13 protein-coding genes are annotated in these 14367 nt (G+C 40.9%); 6 read left to right on the top strand and 7 right to left on the bottom strand.

All coding sequences use genetic code 11. The annotated features are described in order from the left end of the window. Positions 1-4 precede the first annotated feature (4 nt). From B8983_RS04940 to soxC, 3 genes are all read right to left on the bottom strand, one after another. Complete coding sequence (locus B8983_RS04940) at positions 5-1696, bottom strand: PQQ-dependent dehydrogenase, methanol/ethanol family (protein WP_084283030.1); 1692 nt, start codon at positions 1694-1696, stop codon at positions 5-7. A gap of 121 nt (positions 1697-1817) precedes the next feature. Continuing rightward, entirely contained in the window at positions 1818-2369 is a 552-nt protein-coding gene (locus tag B8983_RS04935; RefSeq protein WP_084283029.1) for a c-type cytochrome, read from the bottom strand. After that, positions 2356-3699 carry a sulfite dehydrogenase gene (gene soxC, locus B8983_RS04930; RefSeq protein WP_084283028.1) on the bottom strand — a complete coding sequence of 448 codons (1344 nt, stop codon included), beginning with the start codon at positions 3697-3699 and terminating at the stop codon, positions 2356-2358. The genes B8983_RS04935 and soxC overlap by 14 nt, the downstream gene beginning before the upstream one ends. Positions 3700-3900: 201 nt before the next feature. On the opposite strand from soxC, the gene B8983_RS04925 reads away from it, so the two are divergent. Together B8983_RS04925 and B8983_RS04920 are read left to right on the top strand one after the other, a co-directional pair. Beyond that, positions 3901-5598, top strand: coding sequence for a PQQ-dependent dehydrogenase, methanol/ethanol family (locus B8983_RS04925; RefSeq protein WP_200806868.1), 1698 nt, complete (start codon positions 3901-3903; stop codon positions 5596-5598). Positions 5599-5668: 70 nt separating this feature from the next. After that, positions 5669-6202 carry a cytochrome b gene (locus tag B8983_RS04920; protein ID WP_084283027.1) on the top strand — a complete coding sequence of 178 codons (534 nt, stop codon included), beginning with the start codon at positions 5669-5671 and terminating at the stop codon, positions 6200-6202. Positions 6203-6204: 2 nt separating this feature from the next. On the opposite strand, the gene B8983_RS04915 is transcribed toward B8983_RS04920, so the two are convergent. Genes B8983_RS04915 through B8983_RS04905 form a run of 3 tightly spaced genes read right to left on the bottom strand, consistent with a single transcriptional unit; the run spans position 6205 to position 9951 of the window. Further along, positions 6205-7152 (bottom strand): YVTN family beta-propeller repeat protein, encoded by a 948-nt coding sequence (locus B8983_RS04915; RefSeq protein ID WP_234986897.1) that lies wholly within the window; start codon positions 7150-7152, stop codon positions 6205-6207. A 21-nt stretch (positions 7153-7173) separates the two neighbouring features. After that, positions 7174-9513: a TonB-dependent receptor gene (locus tag B8983_RS04910; protein ID WP_159460816.1), complete on the bottom strand. Its 2340-nt coding sequence runs from the start codon at positions 9511-9513 to the stop codon at positions 7174-7176. 18 nt (positions 9514-9531) lie between these two features. After that, positions 9532-9951, bottom strand: coding sequence for a YkvA family protein (locus B8983_RS04905; RefSeq protein WP_084283025.1), 420 nt, complete (start codon positions 9949-9951; stop codon positions 9532-9534). Positions 9952-10020: 69 nt separating this feature from the next. On the opposite strand from B8983_RS04905, the gene B8983_RS04900 reads away from it, so the two are divergent. The 3 genes from B8983_RS04900 to B8983_RS04890 all read left to right on the top strand — a co-directional run bounded on the left by B8983_RS04900 (position 10021) and on the right by B8983_RS04890 (position 12279). After that, the gene (locus B8983_RS04900; RefSeq protein WP_084283024.1) at positions 10021-10434 is read left to right on the top strand and encodes an NIPSNAP family protein; all 414 of its coding nucleotides are present in this window, start codon (positions 10021-10023) and stop codon (positions 10432-10434) included. 65 nt (positions 10435-10499) lie between these two features. Continuing rightward, positions 10500-11393: an isocitrate lyase/PEP mutase family protein gene (locus tag B8983_RS04895; RefSeq protein ID WP_084283023.1), complete on the top strand. Its 894-nt coding sequence runs from the start codon at positions 10500-10502 to the stop codon at positions 11391-11393. A 4-nt stretch (positions 11394-11397) separates the two neighbouring features. Continuing rightward, entirely contained in the window at positions 11398-12279 is an 882-nt protein-coding gene (locus tag B8983_RS04890) for an amidohydrolase family protein (protein ID WP_084283022.1), read from the top strand. Between the two features lie 12 nt (positions 12280-12291). Here the strand turns inward: B8983_RS04890 and B8983_RS04885 are convergent, their stop codons facing one another. Beyond that, positions 12292-13317: a cyclase family protein gene (locus B8983_RS04885; RefSeq protein ID WP_084283021.1), complete on the bottom strand. Its 1026-nt coding sequence runs from the start codon at positions 13315-13317 to the stop codon at positions 12292-12294. A 67-nt stretch (positions 13318-13384) separates the two neighbouring features. Here B8983_RS04885 and B8983_RS04880 point away from each other — a divergent pair, with 67 nt between their 5' ends. Next, positions 13385-14356: a Bug family tripartite tricarboxylate transporter substrate binding protein gene (locus tag B8983_RS04880; protein ID WP_084283020.1), complete on the top strand. Its 972-nt coding sequence runs from the start codon at positions 13385-13387 to the stop codon at positions 14354-14356. Positions 14357-14367: the final 11 nt, after the last annotated feature.

Below are 14367 nucleotides of genomic sequence, written 5' to 3'. Positions count from 1 at the left end.
TCGATTATTTATCCATTAAAGCAAAAACAACAACTGAGCCACCCCGTGGGATGTCTTTCAGTTGAGGTCCCATTCTAACCACGTTAACGCCACCAATCCCAGACTGCACAGCGATATATTGTTTGCCATGATGTAAGTAAGTAATTGGTTGTGCATTAATGCCTGAGGTCGTTTTATACTCCCACAATTGTTTGCCAGTTTGCATATCTAAGGCGACGAGTTCACCGGTTTCTTTACCTGTAAACATCAAACCACCTGCTGTCGCTAGTACGGCAGAGTAATTTGGAATATCCATTAACGGTACACGCCATTTCGCTTTTGCAGTGATTGGATCAATCGCTTCCATATGACCAATAGGTTCTTTAGGATCTCTTGGTGCTGGAGCATTTTGTAAGCCCACATAACGTTGTCCGACCTTATACTCAACGGGCTCAAACTTCACTAAGCGAGATGCATGGGTCGTATTGGTATAAATCAGTCCATCCATCGGGTTGAACGCCGCATGCCCCCACGTTTTAGCTCCCCATTGACCTGGCCATAATTCAATTTGCTCACCAGCACGAACTTTTTTAGACACCTCAGACTCAACTGGGCGACCTGTTTTCATATCGACATGGGTAGCCCAATTGATTTTCTCAAAAGGTTTAGCCGAGAGTAATTCGCCATTGGTGCGATCTACCACGTATAAGAATCCACCACGCGATAAGTGCATGATGACTTTTCGATTCGCTCCCTTGTACTTTATATCACCAACAATCCATTCCCAGACGGCATCTAAGTCAAACATTTCGTTCGGTACAATCTGACGATGCCATTTGATATCACCAGTTTTTGGATTTAGCGCAAGGACTGATGCTGTGTAAAGGTTATCACCTGGTCTGCCACTTGGCGCCCAAGGACCAGCATTACCAACACCCCAATAGACGGTATCTAAATCAGCGTCGTAAGAACCAGTAATCCAAGTTGATCCACCACCGCGTAAATAGGCATCCCCCTTTGGCCATGTTTCATTCCCTTTTTCACCGGGAGCTGGAATAGTATATTTACGCCATAATTGCTTACCAGTTTCAGGATCAAGACCGTCTAAAAAACCACGAACACCAAACTCAGCACCTGAAATACCAGTAATTAAAACGCCATTGGCAATCAATGGCGCTGAAGTAATGGTGAAACCTTCTTGCCAATTCGCAATCTTCGTTTTCCAAACTTGTTTACCTGTTTTTTGGTCCAGCGCTACCATGTGCGCATCTAGCGTGCCGCGGAAAACTTTCCCGTTATAAATCGCCAGGCCCTTGTTCGTAATACCGCAACAGACTACACGTGGTGTATTTGGATCCCAATCCACTTTGGTGCGCCAAAGTTGTTGACCGTTTTCAATATTAATTGCGACAGTATATTCGGCATTCACCAGATACATGACACCGTTGTATACCAAGGGTTGTCCTTGCTCACCGTAATTACTACCCAGTGAAGTACTCCATACTGGCACTAAACGTTTGACTGTATCTTTATTAATTTGTAACAAATCACTATAACGCTGTTGTTTATAACCCATGCCATAGGTCAGAACATTTTCAGCATTATTGGGGTCGTTTTTTAAATCTTGTAAAGATTGCGAAAACGTTACTGACGTCATCGCTAAAGCAGCAATTGAAGCCACCCATTGGATGCCATATTTAAATCCAAATGATTTCATGGATTTGTCTCCTTTAAATTTTTTGATAACAATGCATTCGCTACGTTGAATACATCACCAAACTTCGCCTCTTTGGACGTTTTTAATAATGACTACTACAGATAACAAAACTAAATGATTACTACTTATATACAACTGATTTTTCTTTTGAAAAATCGATCATTCCATCCCGATTAGGCATTTTTACTTGCGCTAAATTTCCCTGATTTAATTCATAATCTTCGCTAATGATGCCATTCAAAAATAAAATATAGGCACTCACGGCATACACTTCATTATTGGTTAGGGATTTAGGACTTTGGAGTGGCATCGCTCTTCTTGTGTAATCAAATAAGGTAGAGGCATGAGGCCAAAAGCTACCGACAGTTCTTACCGGCTTATCGGAACTCAAACTACCGATGCCACCAACCAACGCATCCACTGGCTTACCTTGTCCTTTAGCACCGTGACATGATAAACATTGAGCTTCATATACTTTAAGTCCAGTTTTAGCATTCCCAGAACCAACAGGTAAGCCAACACCATCAGGGCCAATACTAATGTCAACTTTTTTAATATCAGACGCCGTCATTGCTTGACCAAGATGAGGACTTTGCTTGACGGTAGAAGTAGAACAAGCAATCATTGATCCCAAAATAAATAAAGACAATACACTTTTCTTATAAATACGCATTTTGTACACTCCCATCGGCTAATACCGCCCAAGTAACAATCGTATTATTGTGATAACGACCATCTACTGCATTATTTGCTTTATAGGCTGCACGGGTTGGTTGAACATTACCGTGTTCATCAATCGCTCTACTTTGGAGAAAGGCTGGTTCGCCATTCCAAGTCCAAGGTGCTCTGAATCGCACTAAGCAGAAAGCTTGACTAGGTCCATCTAACTCTGCATCAAACCAATCTTTGCCACCGTTGGTAGAAAGTTCCACGCGAGCAACTTTACCAGCTCCCGACCATGCAATACCACTGATTTCATATAGACCTTTACTCGGCAATTTCATCATGCCGGAAGGTTTAGTAATAATCGATTTAACGCCTAATTCAAAAGTAAATTGTCGTGCTTTACCATTCGGTAAAGGATCAGTATATTTTGAGGTTTCATCTTTGGTGTGGGTTGGTCCAGCAGTTACTTTCAAGCTTCTTAACCACTTCACGTTCATATTGCCTTCCCAACCCGGCAATAATAAGCGCATTGGGTAACCCTGTTCAGGTCTAACTCTCTCGCCATTTTGATACAACGCAATCATGGCATTATCCATGGCTTTTTCCATCGGAAAACTACGGCTCATACCAGCAGCATCAGCACCCTCTGCCACAATCCACTTTCCAGCAGGGTTAACACCCGCTTCTTTTAAAAGTACTGATAACGGTATACCAGTCCAATCACTACAAGAAATGAGGCCATGTAAGGTACCCGCAGTAGCTTGAATAGGTTGTGGCGCAATGATATTCGCAGCGCTATTACCCGCGCACTCCACAAAGTAAGTTCTCGAGATCATGGGGTATCTCAATAAATTCTCTACCGAAAAGTTGAGTGGCTTATCAACCAAACCATAAATACTCAATTGATGTTTCGACGGATCAATCTCTGGAGTGCCATTATGACTGCGGTCAAAATGAAGGCCACTCGGCGTAATAATTCCCTCTAACTTTTCAATTGGAGTTCTTGCTGAACCAGTACCAGGCGCTAAATCGCCATAAGCCTTCGCAATCCCTCTTTTGGTACCTGCTTCAAATTTGGAAGGTTGTCCATATTCATTTAACCCTTTGCCTAGAGTAGTTGACCAAGCTGGAAAGTCATTTTTAACCGACTCATCAGCAAGTGCCATGACAGGCGTAGTTGCCAACGCTAAAAAACTAGTCTGCATAAATTTTCTGCGGTCTAATTCTTTATTGGGGGTTTCCGAAGTTTTTACAGGCTTTGCTAAATCAGCCTGCGACAATACAATGTCTTTCTGGTGGTCGTTATTTATAGACCTTGGGAATTTTGTAATTTTCATGTTCATGTTCTCGAGTAATGACTTCGATGTTCTCGATGATTATTCGTTGTCTCCTAAGGTATCTACAATACGTCTTTTTCAGAAAGTGTCTATTAGGGTATATATTTAGTGGTGTAAAAACCTATAGACATTAGAGGGGTGATTAGGCTACATTGGCGAAATAATAAAAATAATTAATAAATCACAACCCAAATGGAGACAATGATGAAAAGATCGATGTATCTTTTGCTTGGCTTTTGCACCATATTCAACTGGTCAATAACTCAAGCACAAACCCAGCAAGAATTGATTGCTGATGGCAATAAAGGTGGCAATACCGATAACGTATTAACCTACGGCATGGGCTATCATCAACAACGCTTTAGCCCCCTCAAACAAATTAATAAAGCAAATATTAAAAAGTTGGTTCCTGTCTGGAGTCACTCTCTAAATAATAACGTGGGAGAACAAGCACAGCCGATGATTTACAACGGCGTGATGTATGTCACCAACGTTCAACAAACGGTTGCCATTGATATTAAAACGGGTCGTCAAATTTGGGCAACTCCGATTGATTGGGAAAGAGAAGCAGCAAGAATTGTTTGCTGTGGCTTATCCAATCGTGGCGTGGCAATTTACGATGGCAAAGTTTTTGTCGCCTCACTCGATTCTTACATCAAAGCCTTAGATGCAAAAACAGGTAAGCAATTATGGCGTACCAAAGTTGCTGAATGGAAAGATGGTTATTCGATTACCAGTGCTCCGACCGTCGCCAATGGCGTTCTCATGACGGGGATGACCGGTGGGGAATACGGTGTGCGTGGTTTCGTGGCAGGTTATGATCCACAAACAGGTAAAGAATTATGGAGACGTTTCACAACCGTCGCCCCAGGCGAAAAAGGTAGTGAAACTTGGCCAAATGATGACTCCTATTTACGTGGGGGTGGTTCCACATGGATTACAGGTTCTTATGACCCTGAACTCGATTTAACATTCTGGGGAACTGGCAATGGTGGGCCATGGAATAGCAAGTGGCGTCCAGGCGATAACCTTTACGTTGCCTCTGTGATTGCGATTCGCCCTAAAACAGGTGAAATTGCATGGCATTATCAGTGGACTCCCGCAGAAACCTATGATTATGATGGTGTGAATGAAAACATCTTAGCTGATATGACCATTTTTGGTCAGAAAAGAAAAGCCTTATTACATGCCGATCGTAACGGTTTCATGTACGTCCTTGACCGCACCAATGGTAAGTTAATTTCTGGTCATGCGTATGTCCCTGTCAACTGGGCTAAACCAACGATTGATCCAAACACTGGCAGAGTGGAAGAAACAGATGTTGCCGCCAGAATTCGTGCTGGAGAGCAAGTTGAATTACAACCTCGCTGGACAGGTGGTAAAAACTGGTCACCAATGGCGTATAACCCGAACACACAAAAAGTGTTCTTACCAATGCAAGAAGAAACAGCGATTTACCAGTTAAATAACAAAGATATGCCGAACTACAAGCCAGGTGAGCGCTACATGGGTGCAACCAATAGCACTAAAGCTCGTGATCCAAAATTACCCTGGGGTTATTTTGGTGCTCTAGATCCAGTATCAGTGAAAGCGGATTGGAGAATTCCACAAGTGGAATTCCCGATTTGGTCGGGTACTTTAGTGACCGGTGGTGGCATTGTGTTTACAGGCAAGTTATCAGGTGAATTTATGGCGGTAGATGAAAAGACGGGTAAGGTACTCTGGGAGTTCCAAACCGGTTCCGCGATCAATGCCCAACCGATTACTTACACGCTTGCTGGTCGTCAGTATGTCACTGTGCTATCTGGTCTAGCTACAGGAACCTCGCTACGTCGTGAGACAGCGGGTAAGGTTCAACCTGGTGCATCTGTCTGGACTTTTGCCATCATGAAAGATTAAAGTAGGATGAAGAGCCAGTCATCATACTGGCTCTTTACCTGCCAATTTATTTCTACACCTGATTAAAACAATGAACAACGAAAAACGCTACCATGCTGGATCTGTCATTCTCCATTGGCTGATTGGTATGGCTATTTTTACTCAAATTGCATTAGGTTACTGGATGACTGAATTACCAAAGTCACCACCCGGTTTAAGGGCAGGTTGGTTTAATGTGCATAAATCAGTGGGCATTACGATTGGTGTTTTTATTGTTTTAAGAATTATTTGGCGACTGATCCATCGTCCACCCACATTACCTGAATTTTTAAAACCGCAAGAAAAGCAACTAGCCAAATTGGGACATCTTAGTTTGTATATTGCGATGATTTGTGTACCACTAAGTGGTTTTTTAGGCTCTTCTTTTTCTAAATACCCCATTAAATATTTTGGTATTGAATTACCTAAGTTTTTCATGGCCAATGATGGACTCAAAGAAATCATGAAAGAAGTTCATGAAATCAGCGTCATTATCTTACTATCTCTAATCGCTATCCACTTACTCGCAGTGATAAAGCATGTTTTGCTAGATAAGAAAAATATTCTCAGCCGGATGTGGTTTTAAGATTATTTAATCGCAACTCCCCAAGGCAAGTTTCCAACAGCAATTTCATTGACAACCTGATTCAACTCCAAATCAATCACAGATACCGAGTTGCTTCGTCCATTCGCCACGAGAAGTTTTTTCTGGTCTGGTGTCATCGCCATATTCCACGGTCTTTTACCAACAGTGATTGTTTTTAACACTACTTGTTTTTCTATATCGACTACCGCCACAGTGCCATCGCCACCATTAGAGATATAGACAACTTGACCATTGGGGTGAACCATCACACCATTACTACGAAGTCCTGTATCGACGACACCTTTTACAGACTTAGTCGCCACATCAATTAGATAAGTTTTGCTTTCGATTTCACAAGCAACGATTGCTGTTTTTCCATTAGGAGTAAAGCCTATTCCTCTAGGCCTTTTACCTACTTGAATTTGAGCAACTTGCTTGCTAGTAGCGACATCAATCACATCGACCTTATCAGCATCTTCTGCCGAAACATAGATCCATTGGTTGTTCGGAGACATCACCGCATGTTCAGGATTTTTACCTTCCACAGGAATTTCAATTACTGTTTTAAGAGTTTTGGCATCGATTAAAGAAACACTATTACTATCTTCATTGGCAACCGTAATCCATTTTTCGTCATTCGAGACATAAATCGCTTCGGGAGATTTACCGAGCGCTGCTTTCTGAACAATTTTTTGGCTTGGCACGTCTACACGCAATAACTGTTCTTTCGTAAACTCAGTTACGTAAACAAATGGACTCGTTGGCGATGCATAAATACCTCTCGGCTTACCAGAGAGATCAATGGTGTTGACGACCAAATTAGTGGTTAAATCGATAACGCTTACGTTACCAGAGCCTTCATTGGAAACAAAGGCGAGTGGTGCAGCTTGGGAGAAAAGTGAAACGCAACTTGAAAAAAGTAGTGTTGTAATAAGGATATTTTTTTTCACGGGAACTTCCAAGTAAGGGTTTTAAAATTTTCCATTAATACCTAGTACGATACTCCGACCAGATGAAAAACTACGAAATTGCTCTGCATTGCCACTACCAATATTATTGGTCGCTAAATTTCCAAAATTAGAATACCGATGATCTAATAAATTATTGACACTACCAAACAACATCAAATGTTTATCTAATTGATGCGTTGCTGATAACTTCGCAACCATATAGCCTGGTACCTGTCCATTGATATCTGTATTCGTTTCATCGCCTCTTGCATAAGAAGGGCCCTGCGCAAGAATCTGTGTACTCAATTTAGTAGAAGGGGCGAATTGATAGGAAAGTTTTGCCTTGAACATCAGTGCCGGAATATTAGGGATATGCGCTCCTGGCTGAACATTCACAGCACTGCAACCGCCTTGCGCAATACAACTACTATTATTGGCGTTCGCTGGATTAAAAGGGCTTTGAAAAGTTGCATCGACATAACTCCCGGTTACCGCATAATCCCACTTTTGTTGATTACCATTAAAACCTATTTCTAACCCACTTCGACGGGTACTGCCTACGTTGGCAAAATATCCTTGATTCGCATTGGTTTGATTAAAAATGATGTCATCGGTTAGGTCGCTATTAAAAACTGCAGCACGCCAGGACAAAGCATCAGAAACTTTGCCTCTAAAGCCAATTTCTATTGTTCTAGAAACTACTGCCTTTAATTCTGGATCGCTAGCAAATGAATTGGGAATCCCACTACAAGGATTCAAACTATCTGCGCAAGCAAGCTCAATGGCCGATGGGGTTCTAAAGCCCTCGGAGTAACTGATAAAAGTTGTAAGCGCTGGATTCACTTGGTAATTCAAACCAACCGCCGGATTAATTCTTTGGTAGGTATGCGTGCCTGAAACATCACTCACGCCATTGTTTACGCCAGGAATCAATTCTAAGTTATTACATAAATTGACATCTGTACAGGAAGCGCCACTTAAACTAATTTTTGCATAATCATATCTTGCCGATACATTCAGGTTCAGCGAATCGTTCAGACTAATAATGTCTGCTAGGTACATGCCAAAACGTTGATTCTTTGAATCAATTTGTGCTTGGGCAAGTTGAGGCCCAAGGCCAATTGACTCGTTATTATTTTGAGTGTTAATAAATGAATTTTGACCTAAATTGGACATCGCAGTATTGCCATACTCCAAGTTTCCGCCAATCGTAAACACTTGATTCAACTCCCCGATGGGCTGATTATTCGACCACTCAAAGTTCATACCTACAATATTTTGAGAAACACTAGTTAAGATATTAGATGCGGGACAGTCTACCGTCAGATAACAATTTTCAGTATTGTTGGTTGCTGGATCTTTTAGCCAGGCAAAAATATTACTATTGAACATGCTTCGATTAATTTTTCGATAATAAACAGAGGCTTCAACATTGTTAAAAGTATCTACATTAAAAGTTCCTTTTACATTCAACATCAAGTTTTGACTACTCATATAGTCCGGATGACTGTAACCTAATTCAGCTTGATTTTGATTTGATAAGGGGACTGTTTGATTTCCTCGTAGATTGTTATCCGAATACATCATCGAGACATCTAATCCAACATCTTCACTGCGATGACTAAACTTGGTAAAAGCTTGTCTAATCTGACTACGTGTATTCATGGCCCAACCATCTTCATTGAAGCTCGTGAAGCCTAAATAATAGGCATTGCCATCACTATTACCCCCTGTTTGCGCATCCAATGAGGCACGTCCATAAGAACCCGTTGATACCTTGGCTTCATTTTGTGTATAACTAAAACCTGATTTGGTCTCTAATGCAATTGCACCACCCAAGGTATTAATACCGTATACGGGATTTGACCCTGGAATTAAAGATAAGTTGGCGATGGCGATATGTGGGATTAAATCCCAAGCCATGACATCACCAAAGGGTTCATTCATACGGATGCCATCTAAAAATACAGATAGTCCTTGCGGAGTCCCTAGAGTCGGAGCGGCGGTAAAACCACGATAGTTTAAGTCCACATGAAAAGGGTTACCTTGGGTATCGTTGATAAAGATGGAATTTCCTTGATCATTTAAAGTCTCCGCAACACTAATAGAGTCTATGGAAATATCTTTGTTCCCAATAATTTGGGCATTGCCTGCAAATCGATCTAGGGGAATGCCTGAACTACCCATTGGGGTAGTCGCAATAATATCAATCTGAGGCAAGCTTTGCTGAGGCACGAATTGGGGATTAGAAAGAGATTGTGCTTGAGCCAAGATTGGCAACATCGATAACAGCAAAAAAATTGGCTTAAGCCTTAATTCAGGCAAAGAAAAATCATCACCATCATTTTTAGGTTGTATCAAACGAGCCTCCATCAATTTTTATTTATTGAAATATTCTAGAGCATTCGTTTGGCTGGCGATATACCAAATAACCCCAACCCAAATCATTAAAATGAGGAAGATGCCTAAAGTCTGTTTCGGTAAACGCTGTTGTTTTTGAATGAGATCTTTAGCCATCCCAATGGATTCATCCATTACATCCACAGGAATAAAATAGAGGCAAAGACTTACCATCATGGTCACTAAAACTAATTCATCCAAATATCCAAGTATCGGGATAAAGTCAGGAATTAAATCAATTGGACTTAATACATAAACAAGAACGATAAATCCAAAAAATTTAATAAATTTAGGGGTATGCGGGCTTTTTAAGGCGAACCATAAGACATACACCTTAAATTTACTAAATCGAATTATTTTATTAACGTACTCTTTGAATGCTCGATAAATGCCCATCATGTTAATTTTTCGTTAGAATGGATTGAGTTGTAAAAATAAATAAAACAATTTTTCTGGAGACAACAGATTATGAAATCACTTTTAAAGGTATTACTTAGCATTAGTCTGTGCATTTCTGCACTGACTTCTACAAGCGTATTTGCACAAACCAGCAACCAACAACGCGTCTTTGAACTTAGAACCTACACTAGTCACGAAAATAGATTGGGCGATGTAGTTGCACGCTTTAAAAATCATACTACACGTTTTTTTGAAAGACACGGTATCACTAATATCGGTTATTGGATACCAACCGATCAACCTAATACCTTAATTTATATCGTTTCGCATGCAAGTCGCGAACAGGCGAAAAAAAATTGGGAAGCTTTTCAAAAAGACCCCGAGTGGATGGCTGCACGAGAAGCCTCGATGGCAAATGGCCCGATTGTCGTTAAGACACAGTCCGTATTTATGGAACCAACTGAATTTTCGCCGATTAAATAACTTTTCATAAAGACTAAGTTCTTAAGGCTTTATTTAAAAAATAATTAATATTCAAAATACACACTATGTCAAATACAACTTTGCAATTGCGTAAGCTGCTTGAAAAGAAAACCTTTCTACACTTACCCTCTGTTTCAGATCCATTACAAGGAAGACTAGTTGAGTCACTTGGATTCGAAGCAGTATTTATTGGAGGCTATGTCTCTGGAGCTGCGTCAGCAATTACTGAGCCTTTAATGACAATGACCGAACAAGTCAAAATGGCTCAAGACATTACTGGCAAAGTCAATATTCCGCTCATCGCAGACGCTGGGGCAGGCTGGGGTGATTCACTTCATACCATGCGAACCGTTAGTGAATTTATTCGTGCCGGGGTAGCTGGTATCCACATAGAAGACCAAGTATTTCCAAAGCGCGCACATTATCACAAGTACGTTGTTCATGGAATTTCTAGAGAAGAATATATCGAAAAAATTTCTTACGCTTGTAAAGAAAGAGATCGGTTAGATCCAAATTTTGTAATTATTGCAAGGACAGATACTTGTCGCTCAGCGGGCTTAGACGAAGCAGTTTTTCGAATTAACGCAGCAGCTGATGTAGGGGCAGATTTGGGTTTGTTATTTCCTCGAAATTTAGATGATGCAGTTCAAGCACCCAAACGCTGCAAAATCCCGCTGATTTATGTACAAAGTCGTGGCAATCGAGATGGTAGACCTTTGTTTAGTCGTCAAGAACTCATTGAAATGGGATATGTTGCTTGTATTGAAGCCCAAGTAGTGTTGTGTAGTGCATTTCACTTTATGAAGCAAATGTTAAGTGAGCTACGTGAGACTGGACAATATACAGGTTTATCGAATGCTGAATTTGTGACGGCGCGTCAGGATGTGGAAGACATCATCAGCCTGACAGAATTTTACGAAATTGAAGCAAATACTGTAGAAAAAAGACAAGCAAGTTAAAGTCATGGCATTAGAACCAAATGTAGCGCCGCCAATAGCAGATACTTGGGAACCTAAAAAACAATTCCCAAAGTTATCATGTGATAGCCACGCCCATATTTTTGGGCCACTTCATCAATATCCAATGAAGGCGGAGACCCACTTTATTCCACATCTTAATCCTCTAGAAGACTACATTAAGATGTTAAAAAAAATTGGTTGTGAGCGCGCAGTTTTAGTACAACCAAGTGTTTATGGTACGAATAATCTGTTGATTGAAGAAGCGCTTCAATCCAGATTATTTGAGTTAAGAGCAGTTGCTGTTGTGAATTCTGCCATTTCCGATCAAGAATTATTCAGACTTCATGATTTAGGCTTTCGTGGCATACGCGTCAACACGGCCTCTGCAACATCAGGATTAACTCTGGAAGATGCTAGAGTACTTGCGCCAAGATTGAAGGAAATGAATTGGCATCTACAGTTTTTTGTGAATGTGCGTAATCAACCAGAAATTATTGACGAATTAGTTAGACTACCGATACCAATAGTGATTGATCATTATGGTTGTGTAGATGCTTCTCTTGGTAAAGATTCAGAAGGCTATCATGCTTTAATGCGATTATTTTCATATGATCATGTGTGGGCTAAGTTATCAGCAAACTATTTCTCATCAGCTGACTTCCCCTTACATCGCGATGTCGCTCTAATTGCACAACAGATGATGAAAATCATGCCTGATCGACTTGTGTGGGGCACCGATTGGCCACATGTTAGCGCAAAAAACATGCTAGCCAATGATGGTCATCTTGCCAACTTACTGATCGATTGGACTGAAAGCGAAACCTTGATGCAAAAAATTCTAGTCAAGAATCCAGCTCAACTTTACCAATTCAGTAATCCTGTTTAAACCATCCGTCACTTAAACTGTCGCAATTGGGGTGACGGGGGAACCGGCAGCACCTGGCAGACGAAGCGGTGGAGCTGTTAATAAAAACCTAGAGCGTTGATGTTCCTTTAAATAATTGGCTAACTCTGTTAGGTACCATAGTTCTCCTAAATGAATCCCCAATTTAAATAAACAGTGCTCATGAATTGGCAACATCGAACCACAATCGCCAATATGGTGACGAATACCAAGAGTGGATGAAGACTCTATGGCAAGATTATCAGAGGCAATTGCCACTAGACCACTATCAGTAATCCACTGCAAAATTTGCGGATCAGCACCATCCAAAACGGCACAAGCTGTTTTAATGGAGGGATCTGGACCACTAGCTGGACTATTCATGATTAACTCACCCAACCCCGTATTTAAACAAACAATATCACCTTCCTCAACAACGATATTATCCTTTTTAAAGATATCTTGAAGCATTGCAAAGTTTACAAAAACTCTTTCGTAACCAAAGTGCTTTTGAAAATCAATCATCACTCCTCTACCCTGCACTGTTTTCTCAGCCAAATTCGCAATAGAGAGATGATAAGCCCCGAGTTCTCCTTGTGTTCCTTGGTTATTGTCATCAACGATTTGCCAACCGTTATAAAAAACTTTCTTCTTTATGCCATTACCATCCACATCGAACTGAGAACCTTTGTGAGCAAGAGCGTCCCATTGTGTTGAATATTGACTATATAGCATGACCGCCTCATCTGAACTTACATCGACGATGCGTTGATCAAACTTTTCCATTTCTAAGTTAAATACTTTATGGCCGTGTCTAAAAACCTGATGAAATTCTGGAGCCTTGCGATGATCATTTAAAACCATTCCACCAGGCCGATCTAAAGGCAGACTTAGGCAAAAAGTGATCCCAGTTATCACTTCCTTGATTGCTGCAAGACGTTTCTCAGGGGTAACTAAATTAATGCGCCCATAGGGATCATCTTCTCCAAAGTCTCCCCAATTTGACCCTTCGGGCCTCACCTTCCAGCGTTGGTTCACGATTCATTCCTCATTTGATTTGTTGAAGTTTAGCGTTTAATATTGAAGTAATTATTATTACATTGGAGACATGATGATTTATAAATTCATCTTATTATTACTACTTAGTAATTTATCATTCAATCTTTTTGCGCAGTCCAATTACCCTAATCGTACGATCAAAGTAATTGTTCCTTATGTTGCTGGTGGGGCTGCGGACATAACCGCTCGCGTCATTTGTCAAAAACTCTCAGAAAATCTTGGTCAATCGATTGTGGTAGAAAACTACCCTGGTGCTAATGGCATGATCGGAACTGCTATGGTGGCTAAAGCTCCACCCGATGGCTATACCCTAGTTGTTGCGGCTAGCGGACCAATCGTCATAGCGCCGGCACTTTATCCACAAATGACCTATGACCCAGTTAAAGATCTAGCACCAGTGAGTAACCTAACCGTATTTCAATATGCCGTTGCTGTTCGACAAGAATCACCTATTAAGGATATGAAAGATCTCATCAATGTTGCGAAAAATGCTCCAGAAACCATTAGTTATGGCTCGACAGGGATTGGAGGAGGTGGTCATTTAGCAGGCGTTCGGTTAGAACAAGTCTCCGGCACAAAACTAATTCATGTACCCTATAAAGGGGGTGCTGCTATATGGACTGACTTTTTGGGTGGTCAATTATCGTTTACATTTGAAGCTGTTGTGACAGCCCTACCTATGATCAAAAGCAACAAAATGAGGGTCTTTGCAGTTACTAGTGCCAAAAGAGCAACCAATCTGCCTAATGTACCAACCTTAGCTGAGTTGGGTTTTAAGGACTATGACATTAGTCAATTCCAGGGAATGTTTGCTCCAGCAAAAACAGACCCATTGATTATCCAAAAATTACAAACGGAAATCGCTAAAGTTATAAAAAATCCTGAGGTCATTAAGCGATTAGTAAATGACGGGGGTAACGAACTCATCGGCAATACTCCCGAGGAGTTCTCAGCACAAATTAAATCGGAACTGGCGATGTATACCAAGCTGATCAAAGAAAACAGCATTAAGGCAGAATAAACATCCTATTG

The sequence above is a fragment of the Polynucleobacter kasalickyi genome (assembly GCF_900176405.1).
In the GTDB taxonomy this organism is placed as follows: Bacteria; Pseudomonadota; Gammaproteobacteria; order Burkholderiales; family Burkholderiaceae; genus Polynucleobacter; species Polynucleobacter kasalickyi.
This window is presented reverse-complemented; position numbering and strand designations above follow the sequence as displayed.

Coding starts and splice junctions, on each gene's coding strand:
- B8983_RS04940 (WP_084283030.1), bottom strand. CDS start 1,696: ATGAAATCATTTGGATTTAAATATGGCATCCAATGGGTGGCTTCAATT.
- B8983_RS04880 (WP_084283020.1), top strand. CDS start 13,385: ATGATGATTTATAAATTCATCTTATTATTACTACTTAGTAATTTATCA.
- soxC (WP_084283028.1), bottom strand. CDS start 3,699: ATGAAAATTACAAAATTCCCAAGGTCTATAAATAACGACCACCAGAAA.
- B8983_RS04935 (WP_084283029.1), bottom strand. CDS start 2,369: ATGCGTATTTATAAGAAAAGTGTATTGTCTTTATTTATTTTGGGATCA.
- B8983_RS04925 (WP_200806868.1), top strand. CDS start 3,901: ATGATGAAAAGATCGATGTATCTTTTGCTTGGCTTTTGCACCATATTC.
- B8983_RS04905 (WP_084283025.1), bottom strand. CDS start 9,951: ATGATGGGCATTTATCGAGCATTCAAAGAGTACGTTAATAAAATAATT.
- B8983_RS04900 (WP_084283024.1), top strand. CDS start 10,021: ATGAAATCACTTTTAAAGGTATTACTTAGCATTAGTCTGTGCATTTCT.
- B8983_RS04895 (WP_084283023.1), top strand. CDS start 10,500: ATGTCAAATACAACTTTGCAATTGCGTAAGCTGCTTGAAAAGAAAACC.
- B8983_RS04920 (WP_084283027.1), top strand. CDS start 5,669: ATGAACAACGAAAAACGCTACCATGCTGGATCTGTCATTCTCCATTGG.
- B8983_RS04890 (WP_084283022.1), top strand. CDS start 11,398: ATGGCATTAGAACCAAATGTAGCGCCGCCAATAGCAGATACTTGGGAA.